At 58.8% G+C, this 16,219-nt stretch carries 14 protein-coding genes and 1 tRNA gene; 13 read left to right on the plus strand and 2 right to left on the minus strand.

Features of this window, described 5'->3' with window-relative positions:
- Positions 1 to 19 precede the first annotated feature (19 nt).
- The 4 genes from KEM60_RS08635 to KEM60_RS08650 all read left to right on the plus strand — a co-directional run bounded on the left by KEM60_RS08635 (position 20) and on the right by KEM60_RS08650 (position 2,693).
- Positions 20 to 580 carry a GNAT family N-acetyltransferase gene (locus tag KEM60_RS08635; protein ID WP_255574408.1) on the plus strand — a complete coding sequence of 187 codons (561 nt, stop codon included), beginning with the start codon at positions 20 to 22 and terminating at the stop codon, positions 578 to 580.
- Positions 581 to 702: 122 nt separating this feature from the next.
- A complete protein-coding gene (locus KEM60_RS08640) occupies positions 703 to 1,794 on the plus strand; it encodes a hypothetical protein (RefSeq protein WP_219107131.1) in 1,092 nt (363 codons plus the stop codon).
- Between the two features lie 102 nt (positions 1,795 to 1,896).
- Positions 1,897 to 1,972 (plus strand) — tRNA-Ala (locus KEM60_RS08645).
- A 343-nt stretch (positions 1,973 to 2,315) separates the two neighbouring features.
- Positions 2,316 to 2,693, plus strand: coding sequence for a hypothetical protein (locus KEM60_RS08650; protein ID WP_219107132.1), 378 nt, complete (start codon positions 2,316 to 2,318; stop codon positions 2,691 to 2,693).
- 12 nt (positions 2,694 to 2,705) lie between these two features.
- Here KEM60_RS08650 and KEM60_RS08655 read toward each other — a convergent pair whose 3' ends face one another.
- Positions 2,706 to 4,346: a dolichyl-phosphate-mannose--protein mannosyltransferase gene (locus KEM60_RS08655; protein ID WP_219107133.1), complete on the minus strand. Its 1,641-nt coding sequence runs from the start codon at positions 4,344 to 4,346 to the stop codon at positions 2,706 to 2,708.
- Positions 4,347 to 4,424: 78 nt separating this feature from the next.
- Here KEM60_RS08655 and rsmI point away from each other — a divergent pair, with 78 nt between their 5' ends.
- The 6 genes from rsmI (at position 4,425) to KEM60_RS08685 (ending at position 11,677) form a co-directional block, all read left to right on the plus strand.
- The gene (gene rsmI, locus KEM60_RS08660) at positions 4,425 to 5,255 is read left to right on the plus strand and encodes a 16S rRNA (cytidine(1402)-2'-O)-methyltransferase (protein ID WP_219107134.1); all 831 of its coding nucleotides are present in this window, start codon (positions 4,425 to 4,427) and stop codon (positions 5,253 to 5,255) included.
- A gap of 163 nt (positions 5,256 to 5,418) precedes the next feature.
- Entirely contained in the window at positions 5,419 to 6,534 is a 1,116-nt protein-coding gene (gene ald, locus KEM60_RS08665; RefSeq protein ID WP_219107135.1) for an alanine dehydrogenase, read from the plus strand.
- 156 nt (positions 6,535 to 6,690) lie between these two features.
- Positions 6,691 to 7,893 (plus strand): ornithine--oxo-acid transaminase, encoded by a 1,203-nt coding sequence (gene rocD, locus KEM60_RS08670; protein WP_219107551.1) that lies wholly within the window; start codon positions 6,691 to 6,693, stop codon positions 7,891 to 7,893.
- A 293-nt stretch (positions 7,894 to 8,186) separates the two neighbouring features.
- Entirely contained in the window at positions 8,187 to 8,918 is a 732-nt protein-coding gene (locus tag KEM60_RS08675; protein WP_255574409.1) for a succinate dehydrogenase cytochrome b subunit, read from the plus strand.
- Between the two features lie 15 nt (positions 8,919 to 8,933).
- Positions 8,934 to 10,943, plus strand: a complete 2,010-nt coding sequence (locus KEM60_RS08680; RefSeq protein ID WP_219107136.1) for a fumarate reductase/succinate dehydrogenase flavoprotein subunit — start codon at positions 8,934 to 8,936, stop codon at positions 10,941 to 10,943.
- Positions 10,940 to 11,677, plus strand: coding sequence for a succinate dehydrogenase/fumarate reductase iron-sulfur subunit (locus KEM60_RS08685; protein WP_219107137.1), 738 nt, complete (start codon positions 10,940 to 10,942; stop codon positions 11,675 to 11,677). The genes KEM60_RS08680 and KEM60_RS08685 overlap by 4 nt, the downstream gene beginning before the upstream one ends.
- Positions 11,678 to 12,081: 404 nt before the next feature.
- Here KEM60_RS08685 and KEM60_RS08690 read toward each other — a convergent pair whose 3' ends face one another.
- Positions 12,082 to 12,306, minus strand: a complete 225-nt coding sequence (locus tag KEM60_RS08690) for a hypothetical protein (protein WP_219107138.1) — start codon at positions 12,304 to 12,306, stop codon at positions 12,082 to 12,084.
- Positions 12,307 to 13,023: 717 nt separating this feature from the next.
- Between KEM60_RS08690 and KEM60_RS08695 the strand changes: the two genes are divergently transcribed.
- The 3 genes from KEM60_RS08695 (at position 13,024) to KEM60_RS08705 (ending at position 16,211) form a co-directional block, all read left to right on the plus strand.
- A complete protein-coding gene (locus KEM60_RS08695; protein WP_219107139.1) occupies positions 13,024 to 13,488 on the plus strand; it encodes a hypothetical protein in 465 nt (154 codons plus the stop codon).
- Positions 13,489 to 13,972: 484 nt separating this feature from the next.
- Complete coding sequence (locus tag KEM60_RS08700; RefSeq protein WP_219107140.1) at positions 13,973 to 15,208, plus strand: cupin domain-containing protein; 1,236 nt, start codon at positions 13,973 to 13,975, stop codon at positions 15,206 to 15,208.
- 316 nt (positions 15,209 to 15,524) lie between these two features.
- On the plus strand, positions 15,525 to 16,211 hold the full coding sequence (locus tag KEM60_RS08705) for a cupin domain-containing protein (protein ID WP_219107141.1): 687 nt from the start codon (positions 15,525 to 15,527) through the stop codon (positions 16,209 to 16,211).
- Positions 16,212 to 16,219 lie beyond the last annotated feature (8 nt).

Genomic DNA, 16,219 nt, shown 5'->3' on the forward strand with positions numbered 1-16,219 from the left:
AGCTCACCGCCCTGGGCTAGTGCTGCGCGCACTGACCACCCGGGACCGGCGCGCCTGGGAAGCACTCCGCGCGGCGAACGCTGACTGGCTGCGCCCCTGGGAAGCGAGCTCACCACTGCCCACCCGCCGTATGTCCTTCTCCCAACTGGTCCGTCACCTCGACCGGGAAGGTCGAGCAGGCCGAGCCCAGCCCTTCGTCATCGAATACGACGGCCGCCTCATCGGCCAGATGCACCTGAGCCAGATGCTCTGGGGCGCATCCCGCAGTGCCCGAGCTGGATACTGGATAGATCACCAGATGGCAGGACAAGGCATCGCACCCACTGCGCTCGCTGCCGCCGTCGATCACGCCTTCGTCGGACTGGGCCTGCACCGGGTGGCTGTGGACGTGCGCGTCGACAATGCCCCGAGTGTGCGGATGGTCCGCAAACTCGGTTTCCGCGATGAAGGCATCAGACGCGCGGCGCTCTACGTCGACGGCCAATGGCGCGACCATCACGAGTTCGCCCTCACCGTCGAAGACCTCGACGGTGAATCTCTCGTGCACCGATGGAACCTTCGGGCAGCTCTGGAACGTTAATCTGGACCTTCCAGAGCGCCTTCCCCGTCATGACGTCGGAAAACACACAGTTGTAAGTAAATTCGCTGAGAAAACGGTGTGTCACCGGCGTTGCTCGATATCGAGGCCGTAACGTGATCTTCGTGTCCCCGAGCAGTGTCATCCTGGTGGTCGTCCTCCTGATATGGGCGGCCTATTGGCTCCTGGACGTGTTGCGCCGCAAAGACCACTCGTCCGCTTCCCGGTCAGTGGACCGGTTCTCGGCGCAGATGCGCGTCCTAGAGCGTCGAAGCGTCTCCTCCGTGCCGCGATCCGTGCTGCACTCTTCCTCCGGGGCGACCCGCACTTCCCTCCTAGCTGCCGGTGCCATGAACGGCGAACAAGGCCAGGCCTACGCCGCGGCACCAACCCCCGCCGCTGCCGCGACCCGCCCCCAAAATGCCACCGTCGAAGCCGCCGACATAGGCGCCAGCGACGAACTCAACGAGATCGTCCACGGACACTCCCACCAGGACCACCAGACGCCGTACGGCCACCACACCGACACCATCACCACCGAGACACCCACCACCGCCGTCCCCGGCGCAGCACCCAGCGATCCCGCGCGACGGCGCGTCATCACGCTTAGCCGCGCTCGCGGTGTCACGCTCTTGGGGTTCGCTGGCGCCAGCCTGGCCACCGCGCTGGCTGCGGTCCTCGGCAATGCGCCATGGAACGTGCCACTGAGTTGCGCTGTCATCACCGTCGCCCTCTTCACCTGGGTGCGCCAAGATCGTCTGGCGGCACAGACTCGCCGCGCTCAACAGCAGCGGATGGCCGCGGCTCGCCTGCGCGTCGAAGCTGCCCGGACTGCCTCCCATCCGAGCGTCACCACCGCCCCCATGACCCAATGGCGTCCTCAGCCGCGGACCGCCCCCACCGCGCGTCCTCGCACTGTGCCGCGCGAGCAGGTGCCTTTTGATGTCGCCGCCTACGACGCCCCGCCACGTCAGAGCGAGTCAGGTCTTTCCCCTTCGGATCCTGCCGATGTCACCGTGCCGGTCCCGGTAGGAGTCGGAGCCGACGATCCCCTCGTCCGTGAGGACAGCTGGCAGCCCGCCCCCGTGCCTCGACCGACGTACGCCGTCAAGGCCCGGGCTGCGCACAGTGACCTGCCGGTGCCGGTGCCCATCGACATTGAGGACGACCCCTCGGAGGACTTCTTGCCTCCGCCAGCCCGCGCAGTGGGCAGCTGACGTCGGATGCATGGTGGGAGGATGGTTCTTCGCTGACGAGGGCTCTCCAGCCAGGGATTTCGGTGGATCCCACGCTGGATGCTAAGGTGTCACTCGCACCAAGGGGCTGTAGCGCAGCTGGTAGCGCACCTCGTTCGCAACGAGGGGGTCAGGGGTTCGAGTCCCCTCAGCTCCACCACCTCTTTCAATCCGGGCTCATCGTCATGATGGGGCCGGATTTTTTTGTCTCGCTGCTGTCCGAGCGACCCGGACGTCCCTGCAGGTCCGCCGCTCGGCGAAAGGCCAACCGGTCAGTAGGGGGCACGTGATATGGTCCTCCGCAGGTGTCGTCCTGTGTACGCCGAAAATCATCTGTGGGCCCCGAGTTCTCGGGGCCCACGATTCATTCCTGGGCCGTCAGATCCCAGCCCGTGGTGCCATCGGTCGGGCTGGTGGGCTTCCACACTCACGGCGCCCGATGCCTCGCGATCGCCCTGCGCAGATCCCCGATCGGGCTAGCCCTGCATGGAACACTGGAACACGTGGCCCTGTCATCAGCGGACCTGCCCTCACCACCGCCGCCGGACTCCTGGCCCGGTGCACACGGGCGACGATCTGTCGCTCCCGAGGTGCCATCCTGGCCTGGCCAGAAAACAGGACCCGCCGGTGCGAGCTGGCCTGGCGCGACCCAGCCGACTCGCCATCGTCCCCCCACACTGACCGCAGGTCGGCGCCCCGGCGGTGTCGCCCTCATCATGCTGCCTGCGCTGGTCGGTCTCGTCTTGATGGCCCTGATCGGGATCTGGGCGTGGCTTGATGGCGAGCGCCGAGCTGTTCAGGCCGTGCTCGTGCTGGTCATTGCTCTCGGCGCGCTCGTGATGTTGGGGATGGTCGCTCTGCGGCAACGGACCCGCAGGTGATTGAGGTTTCTCTCAGATCCATGACGGGAACCACATGTGCCATTGCCACTGTTCGTAGGGGATCACCTGCGCGGTCCAGATTGGCCACCACAGCACGAAGAACACCGCAGTGAGCACCACATAACTGCCGGACAGGGCCACCCCCCATCGGCGGCGTCGTACTGAGGCATCGATGCGACCGACGATCAGCCCCAGCACATACACCACGGCCAACACGATCCATGGCACGAATGCCACCGCGTAGAACGCGTAGATCGTACGCTCCTGGAACAGGAACCACGGGAACCACCCCGCAAACAATCCTGCCAGCACCGCTCCGGCCCGCCAGTCACGACGCAGTGCCCAACAGAAAAACACGATCGGGATGGCGATGGCGGCAGCCCACCAGATGGGGATGGTGCCGATGTTGGTGATCGCTTTGCTGCACTGGGCGACGGCGCATCCTTGCTCGCCGAGCTTGGGGCTTTCGTAGTAAAAGCTGGTCGGGCGACCCATCACGATCCACGACCAGGGGTTGGATTGGTAGGTGTGGGGTTGTGACAGCCCCACATTGAACGCCCACACCTGTTGTTCGTAGTACCACAATGAGCGCAACGCGTCTGGGACCAGGCCGCCCAAGGCAGTCTGGGGCGGGTTGGTTTGTGCCCAATGCCGCCCCCAGCCGTCGTTGCTGAGGAACCAGCCCGTCCAGCTCGCGATGTACACCACGAGTGATGTCCCGACCATCAGGAATCCCGCGGGGACTGCGTCACGCAGGAAAGTCCCTGCTACCCAGTGCTTCACCCGGATCGATCGGCGCGCCCCGAGGTCCCAGGCCACTGTCATCAATCCGAACACCGCCAAGAACCACAGCCCTGACCATTTCGTGCCGATGCACAATCCCAGGCACACCGCGGCCACCCACCGCCACGGCCGCCATCCGGTCCACGGGCCGAGACCGTCCAGATCCGCGCCACCGGCGACGGCCACCGCTAGCCGGTCCCGGGTGCGATCCCGGTCGATGAGCAGCGCGCAAAACGCCGCCAGGGCGAAGAACATCACGATTAGATCGAGGATCCCGATCCGGCTCATCGTCAGGTGCATCCCGTCGAATGCCAACAGCAACGCGGCGCAGGTGGCCAGGTACGTCGACCCGAACAGTCGGCGTGCGGCGCGACCCAGCATCAGGATTGACAGGGTGCCCATCACTGCGACGGCGAATCGCCAGCCAAACGGGTTGTTGATCCCGAAGAGCCACTCGCCGGCACCGATGACCCACTTCCCGACGGGGGGGTGCACCACGAAATCGCCGTCGTGGCTGAGGAAGATCTTGGACGGATCGAACGTCCCGGCGTTCCACAGGACGTTTTCCTTGTTGACCTGGTTGTCCCGGAGCTCGACGCCGTACAACATCATCGAGTAGCCCTCTTTGACGTAATACGTTTCGTCGAAGATGAGCGTGTTGATCCGCCCTAGCTCCCAGAACCTCAAGAATCCGCCGATGACCGCCGCCATCAACGGACCTAACCATCCGAGGAGCCGGTCAGAGGGCCGGACCCCCGATAACCTCAGGCGCCACGTCTGCGCATCGAAACCCGGGCGTGCCCCGTCGCGGCAGCCTGAAGCTGCGGGGGCACGCCGTGCCGAGGAGGGATTCGCGTCCACCGCCGTCATGGCCCCAGGGTACGGGCCCGTCCTGACAATCTTCGGGGGAGCACGAGGATCATCCGTCGACCTGGCAAGATGCCGTGCATGGATGACGGTCTCCTCATTTTGGCAGCCACCCCTATCGGGGACCCTGGTGATGCGTCACCCCGGCTGCGGGCCGCCATCGCCGATGCTGCCGTGGTCGCGGCGGAGGACACCCGTCGATTGCACCGGCTCTGCACTGAACTTCAGGTGCGTCCGCGGGGGGAGGTGGTCTCCTACCACGAACATAACGAAGCTGCCCGCACCGGTGATCTGCTCACCGCGCTCCGCGAAGGCCGACACGTGCTTGTCGTCACGGATGCGGGGATGCCCAGTGTCTCCGATCCGGGATATCGCTTGGTCACCGCGGCGGTGGAGGCGGGGGTCCGCGTCACCTGTGTTCCGGGGCCGAGTGCAGTGCTCATGGCGTTGGCGGTGTCCGGTCTGCCGGTGGACCGGTTCTGCTTCGAGGGGTTTCTGCCTCGCAAGGGCGGTGAACGGGCGCGTGCGTTAGCTGACCTTGCTGATGAACGACGTACCCTCGTCTTTTTTGAGGCACCGCACCGGCTGGCGGCCACCCTTGAGGCGATGGCGCAGGCTTTCGGCGCCGATCGACGTGCCGCGGTCTGTCGTGAACTGACGAAGACCTACGAGGAGATCCGTCGCGGCACGCTCACTGAACTCACTGAGTGGGCTCAGGAGCAGGTGCGTGGAGAGATCACGGTGGTCGTCGCGGGGGCTGCGGCCCGCAGTCTCGACATAGCGACGGCGACCGCACGGGTCCAGGATCGTGTCGCCGCTGGTGAACGACTCAAGGACGCGTGCAAAGCTGTCGCTGCTGAAGGTGGGCTCTCGAGCAAAGAGCTGTACGCCGCTGCGCTGTCCTCACGGTGAAGAAGCCTCATCTGTCACGGTGACGTGTGGTGGCGCACAATCTGACTGAATCGCCTGACGGGAGGCGGCGCTATTCCTAGGCTCGCTTTGTAGCGGGGGACACCCGCGATACGCCGTCGCAGTACCGGCGCCACGAGCACAGGTCGCATTCAGGAGGGTCGCAGTGAAGATCGGCATTCCGACCGAGGTCAAAAACAACGAGTTCCGCGTGGGGATCACCCCGGTGGGCGTCCATGAGCTCGTCCGCCACGGGCACACCGTCTACGTCCAGGAGGGCGCCGGGCTCGGGTCGTCCATCACGGACGAGGAGTACGTCGCAGAGGGTGCGACCATCCTGCCCACCGCCGATGAGGTGTGGGGTCAGTCGCAGATGGTCATGAAAGTCAAGGAACCGGTCGCTGAGGAATATCACCGGCTTCGTGATGATTTGCTGCTGTTCACCTACCTCCACCTGGCGGCTGACCGCCCGCAGACTGAGGAGCTGTTGGCGAAGGGCACCACGGCGATTGCGTACGAGACCGTTCAGCAGCCCAGCGGCCTGTTGCCGTTGCTCTACCCGATGTCAGAGGTTGCTGGCTGTCTAGCTCCTCAGGTTGGCGCGCACGCCCTGATGAAAGCTCAGGGGGGCCGTGGTGTCCTGATGGGTGGCGTCGGTGGAGTGGCCAATGCCAAGGTCGTCGTCCTCGGTGGGGGCGTCGCTGGGCAGAATGCCGCGAACATTGCTCTGGGCATGGGCGCCGACGTGACGATCTTGGACACTGACCTCGATAAGTTGCGGATGAGCTTCTGGCGATACAGCAACCGTGTCCACGGATTGGCCTCCTCAACCCTGGCTATTAAACAGCAGGTGATGCAGGCAGATCTGGTCATCGGTGCCGTCCTGATTCCTGGGGCGAAGGCTCCCCGGTTGGTCACGAATGAGCTGGTGGCACAGATGAAACCGGGAAGTGTCCTCGTCGATATCGCCATCGACCAGGGGGGCTGTTTCGAGGACTCCCGCCCCACCACGCACGCTGATCCCACTTTCGCAGTCCACAGCTCGACCTTCTACTGTGTGGCCAACATGCCCGGCGCTGTCCCTAACACCTCAACGTGGGCGCTGACCAACGCAACGCTTCCTTATGCGTTGCGGTTGGCAGATCAGGGATGGAAGAAGGCCTGTCAGGACGACCGCGCCCTCGCTCTGGGGTTGAACACCTTCGGCGGCGAGATCACTTGTCCAGGAGTTGCCGACGCTTTCGATATGTCGTTGACCCCCCTGGAGAAGGTGCTTGCCTGATACCTGTCACCGCAGGTGGGGGCCGGTCGTTGCCGACGACCGGCCCCCACCGGCGTACAGGGCTGTCATCCGACGATGATGGCCCGTGAACAGGAAAGGACCAGCCTCGTGACCGCTGTACCGCCGTCGCGTCCCTTCGAGCAGACTGTTCCGAGCATGCTGGGCTCGCTCGAGCACATGGCTTTGAGTGAGCGTTTCGCAGCCCGAAACTATTTGCCTCTCCCCGTGGTGCTGCGTAGCGGATCCGGCGCCTGGGTGATCGATGTCGACGGGCGACGTTATCTGGATTGTCTGGCTGGGTATTCAGCGCTGAATTTTGGGCATTGTCATCCGCGGATCTTAGCCAGAGCTATGGAGCAACTGACTCGGATCACTTTGACCTCGAGGGCATTTCATCATGACCAGTTCGGCGCTTTCGTGACCGACCTGGCTCGGTTGACTGGCAAGGAATCGGTGCTGCCGATGAACAGCGGCGCCGAGGCGGTCGAAGCCGCGGTGAAGGTGGCCCGCAGATGGGGCCGCCGAGTGAAGGGCGTCCCGGAGAACTCCGGGACGATCATCACGATGAGCGGGAATTTCCACGGTGGGACCACCAGCGTCGTCTCCTTCTCGACCGATGAGACGGTGCGGGCTGATTTCGGGCCGTTCACGCCCGGTTTTCGGCCGGTGCCCTATGGCAATCTGGCGATCCTGGACGCTGCGATGACCAGCGATGTGGTGGCGGTGATCCTGGAGCCCATCCAAGGCGAAGCCGGAGTGATCATCCCGCCGCCAGGCTACTTGCAGGCGGTCCGGGAGCTGTGCACCGCCCGGGGGGTGTTGATGATTGCCGACGAGATCCAGTCCGGTCTGGGGCGTACCGGCCGACTATTCGCCTGTGATCACGAGCAGGTCGTTCCGGACGTCTATGTTTTGGGGAAATCCTTGGGGGGCGGGGTCGTTCCCGTGTCAGCAGTGGTGGCGGATAACCCGGTGATGTCGATGTTCACTCCGGGGTCTCATGCCTCCACCTTCGGGGGGAATCCGTTGGGGTGCGCAGTCGCTCATGAAGTGGTCGGGTTGTTGGCTGAGGGGGATCTCATTCGGCGTGGGGCGATGTTGGGGGAGCGCTTGGCTTCCGGGTTGTTCCCACTGATCGGACGGGGGCTGACCGAGGTGCGGATGCGGGGGTTGTGGGCCGGAATCGATGTGGACCCCTCGGTGGGTACCGCCCGAGCTGTCTCAGAAAGGCTTCTTCAGGCAGGAGTGCTGGCCAAAGAGACGCAAGGCTTCACATTGCGATTGGCGCCGCCGCTCGTCATCTCGGAAGCTGAGATCGATCTGCTCATCGATGCGTTGAGAACCGCGGTGTCAGGCTGATCGGCATAGGGACTTTCGGCACGATTCCAGTGCTGGAGCGAGGAATACCCGCAGGGACGATCTAGGATTGAAGCGGCAGCAGGGCATGGGCGAAGGGAGCGGCGATGACATGTCGACGCACCGTCGGGGTTACCTCGCCCTTGTCTGGCGGCACCTACGGTGTCGATACCGGCTGAGAAGTGCGACGGTCGGGTATGCCCACAGCCCCGGCCGGCGAGTCAAAGCAACCGGTATTCCGACCGCCGTGGGCACCGACAATCCGTAATCCCACTAGAACAGGGCAGACTGCGCTCGTGGCTACTTCGACTGTGACTCCCTCTCGGCCGAGTCCGACCCATTCGTCCGTCTGGATGAAAATCGCGATGGCGATCTCGGGTCTGTACTTCGTCTTCTTCGTGCTGTTCCACATGTATGGGAACCTCAAGATCTTGTACGCCGGGGTGACCGGGTACGACGAGTACGCCCATCACCTCCGGACGATGTTCGAGCCGATCCTTCCGTACCAGGGTTTCCTCTGGATCTTCCGTATGTCCCTGATCCTGGCGATCATCGTGCACGTCTGGTCGGCGTCCCAGCTGTGGCGTCGCGCCAAGCAGGCCCGTCCCGTCCAGTACGCCGCCACCCCGACCGTCAAGAAGGGCGTGTCCACCCTGGCCATGCGCTGGGGCGGTGTCGCGCTGCTGCTGTTCATCGTGTTCCACCTGCTGCAGTTCACGGTTGTGAAGTTCAACGTCAACACCGCTGTCCCGCAGAGCGACCTGATGATCAACGGAGTGGAGAGCCCCGGCAAGCTGCTCATCGCCAGCTTCCAGGTGTGGTGGCTCTTCGTGGTCTACGCGATCGCACTGCTCGCTCTCGGTGTCCACCTGAACCACGGCACGTGGAGCGCCATCCAGACGCTCGGCTGGACCAACACCGCGAAGTCCCGGGCCATCGCCAAGACGTGCGCCATGGCTATCGCAGTGGTCGTGGTGGTGGGCTTCCTGATCCCGCCGTTCCTGATCCTCGTCGGCGTCATCAAGTAAGGGTTGATTCGACTCATGACTGAACTGATCAACGGCCTCTACCGTGAGGGTGAGCCGGTCAAGGACACCAAGGCCCCCGGTGGGCCGATCGAGCAGCGCTGGACCAAGCGCAAGTTCGAGGCCAAGCTGGTTAACCCTGCGAACCGTCGCAAACTGACCGTCATCATGGTGGGCACCGGTCTGGCCGGTGGTGCCGCTGCGGCCACCCTCGGCGAAGCCGGATACAACGTCAAGGTGTTCTGCTACCAGGACAGCCCGCGGCGCGCGCACTCCATTGCCGCGCAGGGTGGAATCAACGCCGCGAAAAACTACAAGGAAGACGGCGACTCGACGTTCCGTCTCTTCTACGACACCGTCAAGGGCGGTGACTACCGCGCTCGGGAAAACAACGTCTACCGACTCGCCGAGGTCAGCGCCAACATCATTGACCAGTGCGTCGCCCAAGGCGTCCCGTTCGCCCGCGACTACGGCGGCCTGCTGGACAACCGCTCCTTTGGTGGTGTCCAGGTCTCTCGCACCTTCTACGCCCGTGGCCAGACCGGTCAGCAGCTGCTGATTGGCGCCTACCAGGCGTTGGAGCGTCAGGTGAAGGGCCCGGACAACACGACCGGCACGGTCGAGATGTTCTCCCGCCACGAGATGGTCGAGCTGATCGTCGTTGACGGTCGCGCTCGCGGCATCATCGCCCGTGACATGGTCACTGGTGAGGTCGAAACTCACCTCGCTGACGCGGTCGTCCTGGCCACCGGTGGATACGGCAACGTGTTCTTCCTGTCGACCAACGCGATGGGCTGCAACGGTACGGCGATCTGGCGGGCCCACCGCAAGGGCGCCTACTTCGGCAACCCGTGCTTCACCCAGATCCACCCGACCTGCATTCCGGTGCACGGCGACCAGCAGTCCAAGCTGACGCTGATGTCGGAGTCGCTGCGCAACGATGGTCGTATCTGGGTGCCTAAGCGCGCCGAGGACTGCGACAAGGACCCGCGTCAGATCGCTGAGGAGGACCGCGACTACTACCTGGAGCGGATCTACCCGGCCTTCGGCAACCTGGTCCCGCGTGACATCGCTTCCCGGCAGGCGAAGAACATGTGCGACGAAGGTCGCGGCGTCGGCCCAGAGGTCCTTGAGCGTGACCTCGACGGCAACGAACGTCGTGTCCGCCGTGGCGTGTACCTCGACTTCGCCGACGCCATCGCCCGGCTCGGCAAGGACGCGGTGTCCGCCAAGTACGGCAACCTGTTCGACATGTACGCCGAGATCACCGGCGAAGACCCGTACAGCACGCCGATGCGGATCTACCCCGCGGTGCACTACACCATGGGTGGCCTGTGGGTCGACTACGACCTGCAGTCCTCGGTGCCAGGCCTGTTCGTGACCGGAGAAGCCAACTTCTCCGACCACGGCGCCAACCGGCTGGGTGCATCTGCGCTCATGCAGGGACTGTCCGACGGATACTTCGTGCTGCCGAACACGATCCGCGATTACCTGGCTTCCGGGCCGTACCCCGCGGTCGACGCCAACCACCCTGCGGTGGTCGAAGCGGCGGAGAATGTCCGGGCCCGCCTGGCGCACTTCCTGTCCAGCAATGGCACCCGCTCCGTCGACAGCTACCACAAGGAGCTCGGCGCGATCATGTGGGAGTACTGCGGCATGGAGCGCAGCGAATCCGGGCTGAAGATCGCGATTGAGAAGATCCGCGAGCTCCGCAAGGAGTTCTGGTCCAACCTGCGGGTCCTCGGCAAGGCCGACGAGCTCAACCAGTCTCTGGAGAAGGCCGGGCGCGTCGCCGACTTCCTGGAGCTCGGTGAGCTCATGTGCATCGACGCGCTGCACCGCCGTGAGTCCTGCGGTGGTCACTTCCGCGCCGAGAGCCAGACAGAAGATGGCGAAGCACTGCGCCACGACGACCAGTTCTGCTACGTCGCGGCCTGGGAATGGGGCGGGGAGAACGAGGCCCCGGTCCTGCACAAGGAAGACCTGGTCTACGAGTTCATCGAGTTGAAGCAGCGGAGCTACAAGTGAAAATCACTCTGAAGATCTGGCGTCAGGCGGGCCCGCACGCCCAGGGGAAGCTGGCCACCTACCAGGTGGACAACATCTCGCCCGACATGTCCTTCCTCGAGATGCTCGACCAGCTCAATGAGGACCTGAACGCGCGTGGTGAAGAGCCAGTGGCTTTTGACAGCGACTGCCGTGAGGGCATCTGCGGCATGTGTGGCGTGGTCATCAACGGCCGCCCACACGGCAAGAAGGGTGTCACCACCTGTCAGCTGCACATGCGCAACTTCAACGATGGCGACGAGGTCATCGTGGAACCATGGCGGGCTACCGCCTTCCCGGTGTTGCGTGACCTGGTCGTCGACCGGAACGCGCTGGACCGGATCATCGGTGCGGGCGGCTTCATCTCCGCGAACACTGGTTCAGCACCTGAAGCGAACTCACTTCCGGTCGGTAAAAACCTAGCGCTCCGTTCTTTCCATGCGGCTGAGTGTATCGGCTGTGGCGCGTGTGTCGCGGCCTGTCCGAACGCTGCCGCGATGCTCTTCATGGGTGCCAAGGTGACGCATCTGGGTCTGTTGCCCCAGGGCCAGCCGGAGCGATGGACCAGGGTCAAGGCGATGGTCAAGCGGCACGACGCCGAGGGCTTTGGTGGCTGCACCAACGTCGGCGCCTGCGCCGATGCGTGCCCGAAGGAGATCCCGATGGACATGATTTCCTTCCTGAACAAAGACGTACGTCGGTCGTCTGTGCACTGACCTGACTCGTCTCACACGTTCGATCCACCGAGGCCCACGCTGAAATCAGCGTGGGCCTCGGTGTCCTTTATCTCGATACATTGACTGTTCGATGATGAGGCTGTGCTGATTGTCCTCGTTACTAACATAGAAGAACGAAGGTGAACAGCTGGGGATTTAGACGCTCCTGAGACTTGAGTGTGGCTTTATGGGGTGGGTCTATTGGCGAGGAGCAGGCAAGGTAGGGGAAGTTGCCGCGGTTGGGGAAACCTCGGACGATGCGTTGGTGGAGCTTAATGAGACCATTGTCAGCTTCGGTGCCACCGTTGGATGCCCCGTCGGCGTCGATGTATGCGAGCAGGGGTCCAGCCCACTGCGCTTCAGGATGTGACCGAGTCGACGGACATTCAGGATGGGACAGGCAGTCAGGATCCTCGGGAGTCGTTGCACCGCGGCCTTGCCCTGGACGAGGGTGGGGTGTGGGACAGGGCCCGCACGTCCTGGGCGACCTGCCGGGAGACCGCGAGTTCCATGTTGGACTTATGCGCGGTGAACACTGCTGTGAGGTCAGCGAGTTGGTGGTCGGTGGGGTTCTCGATGCGCGCGCAGAAGCATTCGCGCGTCGTGCGAGGGGTCGCTCCTGCTGTCACGGTGTCCCTGGGTGTCCTGCTGCACGCGGCGACGCCTTCCAGTTCCCCACCGCCGGACACTTCGCCGCACTCATATGCCTGTCACGACGCCGCTGTGACGTCCTGTTCACCAGGATCATGGAAAGAAGATTCTTACCGAGCATCCGCTCCGACCCTATAACCATCACGTATGCCCCTCACCGCTTGACGAGAGACATAGAGACACATCCACACACGGCCCGATCACTCCGCTTTGCGTAACCCACACTTAAATCCACAAGAGCCGGGTAGCCAGAGAAACAAAGGCAAACTATATCATCTCCACTCCATCACAAACCTGGATTAGGCGTGCATCAAAATTTCACTGACTTCATCCTTCAAAATGGTTCTACGGACTGTGATTTTGCCCACTTGGCATAACGCCGCTTCAAGTTCTAGACGAAGTCTTTGCTATGAGTTTGCTCATTTATGACTCTTGTTCGCCTATCTTATCGAATAAGGGGGTATTCACGGGCGGGTCGTCCGACTTCTAACCGCTCGTGAATAACGCCCAAAGAAGAAATAGGCAACCAACGGAGTCTTCGCTTATCTAGTATTTCTAATATGCCCTAAAAGCAGAACGTGCAGTAAAAGCATTATTCGGTGCGGAAAAAGATGGTCCAGGCAAGCTTGCAGCAAAACAAGCTCTGTTCTAAAGAGATCAGTTACTATCAGAACTCATCAAGGAGAATGAAAGCCGTGAAACAGTTTCTTCCTGAAGGCGACATTGATGCAATCAAATCGAATTGGGGTCGAAGTTTAACGCATTTTAGGTTAAATGAATCGCTAGGTTCATGGGATCAACAAACTGTCATCGATTTAATTTCAAGACCTTCTTATTTTGAAAAATTCCCTGTCTTTGCTCGCAACCATAAAGAGGAATTAAATGGGCGGCTTCACGATCTCTGTTCATGCATTGAAGCGATTAACTTAGGTTGTAGTCTCCAATTGCGAAATATAGAAGGAGCCCTAAGTGTATTTAACCCTATTAATTGCCTCGCTAGTGAGCTAGAAAAATTAGGTAAATTACCGCTCTCCACCATCACATTATTCTATACCCCCCCGGGAGAAAAAGCGCTTCCTATGCACTCAGGGCGTTATTCACGAGGCATTTCCAGGTCATTCTTGGCTACCAGCCAAGTCGATAGAGCTCGAGTCGGGTAATGACGGCAATGATATCGGGGAGTTCTGTGAGTCTGCCTCGATGTCTAACCCAATGATCTCAAAGCGGCCGATGTTTTTATATATGTGTATGGCGACAGGTGTGTATCGATTGTTTCCCGGAGTGTAGGGGGTGGGTCGCTAACGCCTCGTGAATAACGCCCTCAGATGAGACAGAAGTAATTGCGATACAAATATCTGGGAGTAAAATCTGGAAGATCGACGGTTATAGACACATATTAAAACTTTCACCAGGTCAAGGACTATATATTCCATCCGATGTGATGCATGAAGTTGTTAGTTCTGCAGATGAAGCATCAATCAGCCTAGCCATAGCATTTAGCAATATCACGATTGGCGAAATTTTGACAACTGCACTCAAAACCCAAATTGGAGACGAATTGTACTATAAGCCTGTCTCGGCACGATTCACTCAAGGTGATCCTGAATCATTATTAAGCACATCGATATCACAACATTTCCAAGAATGTTTTTCAGATACACATTTGATGAAGTCAGCTCTAAAATTAGCGCAATCAAAGTGGATTTATTCCGAAAATCTCATTCCAAAAAACTGAAAGGAAATACCGATATGCTTCCTGAGTTAATTGAGTTCTCTAACCTCAATCTCAGTAACATTGTTGAATCATCAGAAGAATGGTGGGATAAGTCTGTAGTTTTATGGAAAAAGTGCGCTTCCCCCCAAATATTTAATTACAAACTATTCGAAAGTCTTCTCAACATGCCAGTTCCATATAATGAAAAAAATATAAGACTAGCATCATGGCCCAGAACTGATAATTCAATTAATAATGATATAGTAGTACTTAGTCCTCGTGAACTATTGTTAAATATATCTTATGGTAAATCAATTGTACTTAATCATATGGACCGATATTTATATCAAAATCATGAGCTTATGGAATTATATAGAGATCTTTCAATGCACACAGGTACTGTAGCCCATGCAGGGCAGCTTGCCGCTTTTTATACTCCTGAGTCATCACAAGCATTTGGTAGTCATTTTGATGAAAATCACGTATTCACCTTGCAGATAAGTGGTACTAAAGTATGGAGATTCGGCGTAGAAGATGCTATAAACGTAAATTTATCAAGTGGTGATGTCTTGTATGTTCCGTACGGATTACACCATGAAGTTTTGACTACAGCGGAGCCAAGTCTCTCAGTGGCAATTATCCTTGAAGCACCAAGCCGTTCTTGGTTCAATGGTGAAATGGCTGCCAGAACTGCATATTTATCAGCTTCAGAAGGAGTAAAAGGAAGTATAGGTTCTGACTGGATGCATCTGCCTTCAGGGTTTAATGAAATCCCAATTTGCCAAATTGAACCCAAATTATTACACCAAACACAAAACTCTCTAATAGGAGAAATATGGGAGGGGTTGCCATGTAATTATTATGATTTTTTCGCAGATTCATATTCAAGATCTAGCTCTCAATCAAGTCTATTTACAAAATATAGTTTAAGATTAGGCAATCGTGCTGATATTTATTCAATAAATGAAGATTGGTACATCAGGTCTCCTGGGCTCAGTCCGGTGTTGTTGCCAAATCGCTACAAACAAGTCTGGAAATCGCTTGCAGTTGATAAAAAGGCGACATTGCAGTGCAGTCTCAATGATTCTCATGAATTAAATAAGTTATTAAATCATTTGCGCATTGGCGCCTACTTGTATGCGGATGGAGAATACTATGATAAATAGTATGGAGATCAGGGCGTTATTCACGGGGGTTTTACCCCCTTAAGGAGAGTTAGAAAACCTGCAGGTCACAGGCCCTTGCAGCGGGCGGGTCGTCCGACTTCTAACCGCTCGTGAATAACACCCTCAGTAAAATTTCAGCCAATTTTGAGTCGAGTCGCATGTCACACTTTGCTATTGATCCGTCATTTATAAATAGCGTCATTGAAGAGTTTAGTCTCGATGCAAAGGAAGGCTTATATGATTTCTTGAAAAACAGAATGCGCGAGCTACTTTATTCAAAGAGGTAAGTAGTGTTGATGTACAAGAAGTTGTTAATGTGCGAGATTTAAGTTGGCAGGATATCACTTCGGGCACATTGGTTATTGAAGATATAGGTAAATGCAGTATGCAAATTCAAGAAGTTGCTGGCTGGCTTCATCATAATCTAGGTTATGCAAATGATGCTGGGTCGGTCGCTTTGACTATCACGGCTCCTAATCACACGGTCCCTCTTCATTACGATGGCTGCGAAGTCTTAACTTTACAGCTCACCGGTGAAAAAAAATGGTCAGTTGGCCGCGCCTATGAAGTTGATTGGCCCGATAGAGCCCTTTTTCTAAACTCACGTGATTCTGGGGCGCGCGATGGTAATCAACCGCCGAAGATATCACTTCCAGCGAATTTTTATTCCATCAATGAACTTGATGAATTTATTTTGACTGCAGGGTTTGGGGTGGCATTGCCGAGGGGGTGGTGGCACAGTACTAAAGCGGGAAATCCCAATAGAACAGGCGTAAGCGCGGGATTAATATTCAAGATTCCATCGCTATCCCTAGCTCAAAGAATCACACCTTTAATCGGCGATGAGTTATCCAGGATTCCTAATTTCAGACGCCCATATTTGACGGGTGGAAAAAGTCGACACGGCTTGTTAGATGGAGGTGATGCTGCATCATTGATTCAAGTCGTCTCTAACATTGCTAATTCTTTGTGTTATGAGACGTCTATAGAGTTGTCTGAGTAGATCAGAGA

It is taken from the genome of Austwickia sp. TVS 96-490-7B, assembly GCF_019331795.1.
GTDB lineage: Bacteria > Actinomycetota > Actinomycetes > Actinomycetales > Dermatophilaceae > Austwickia.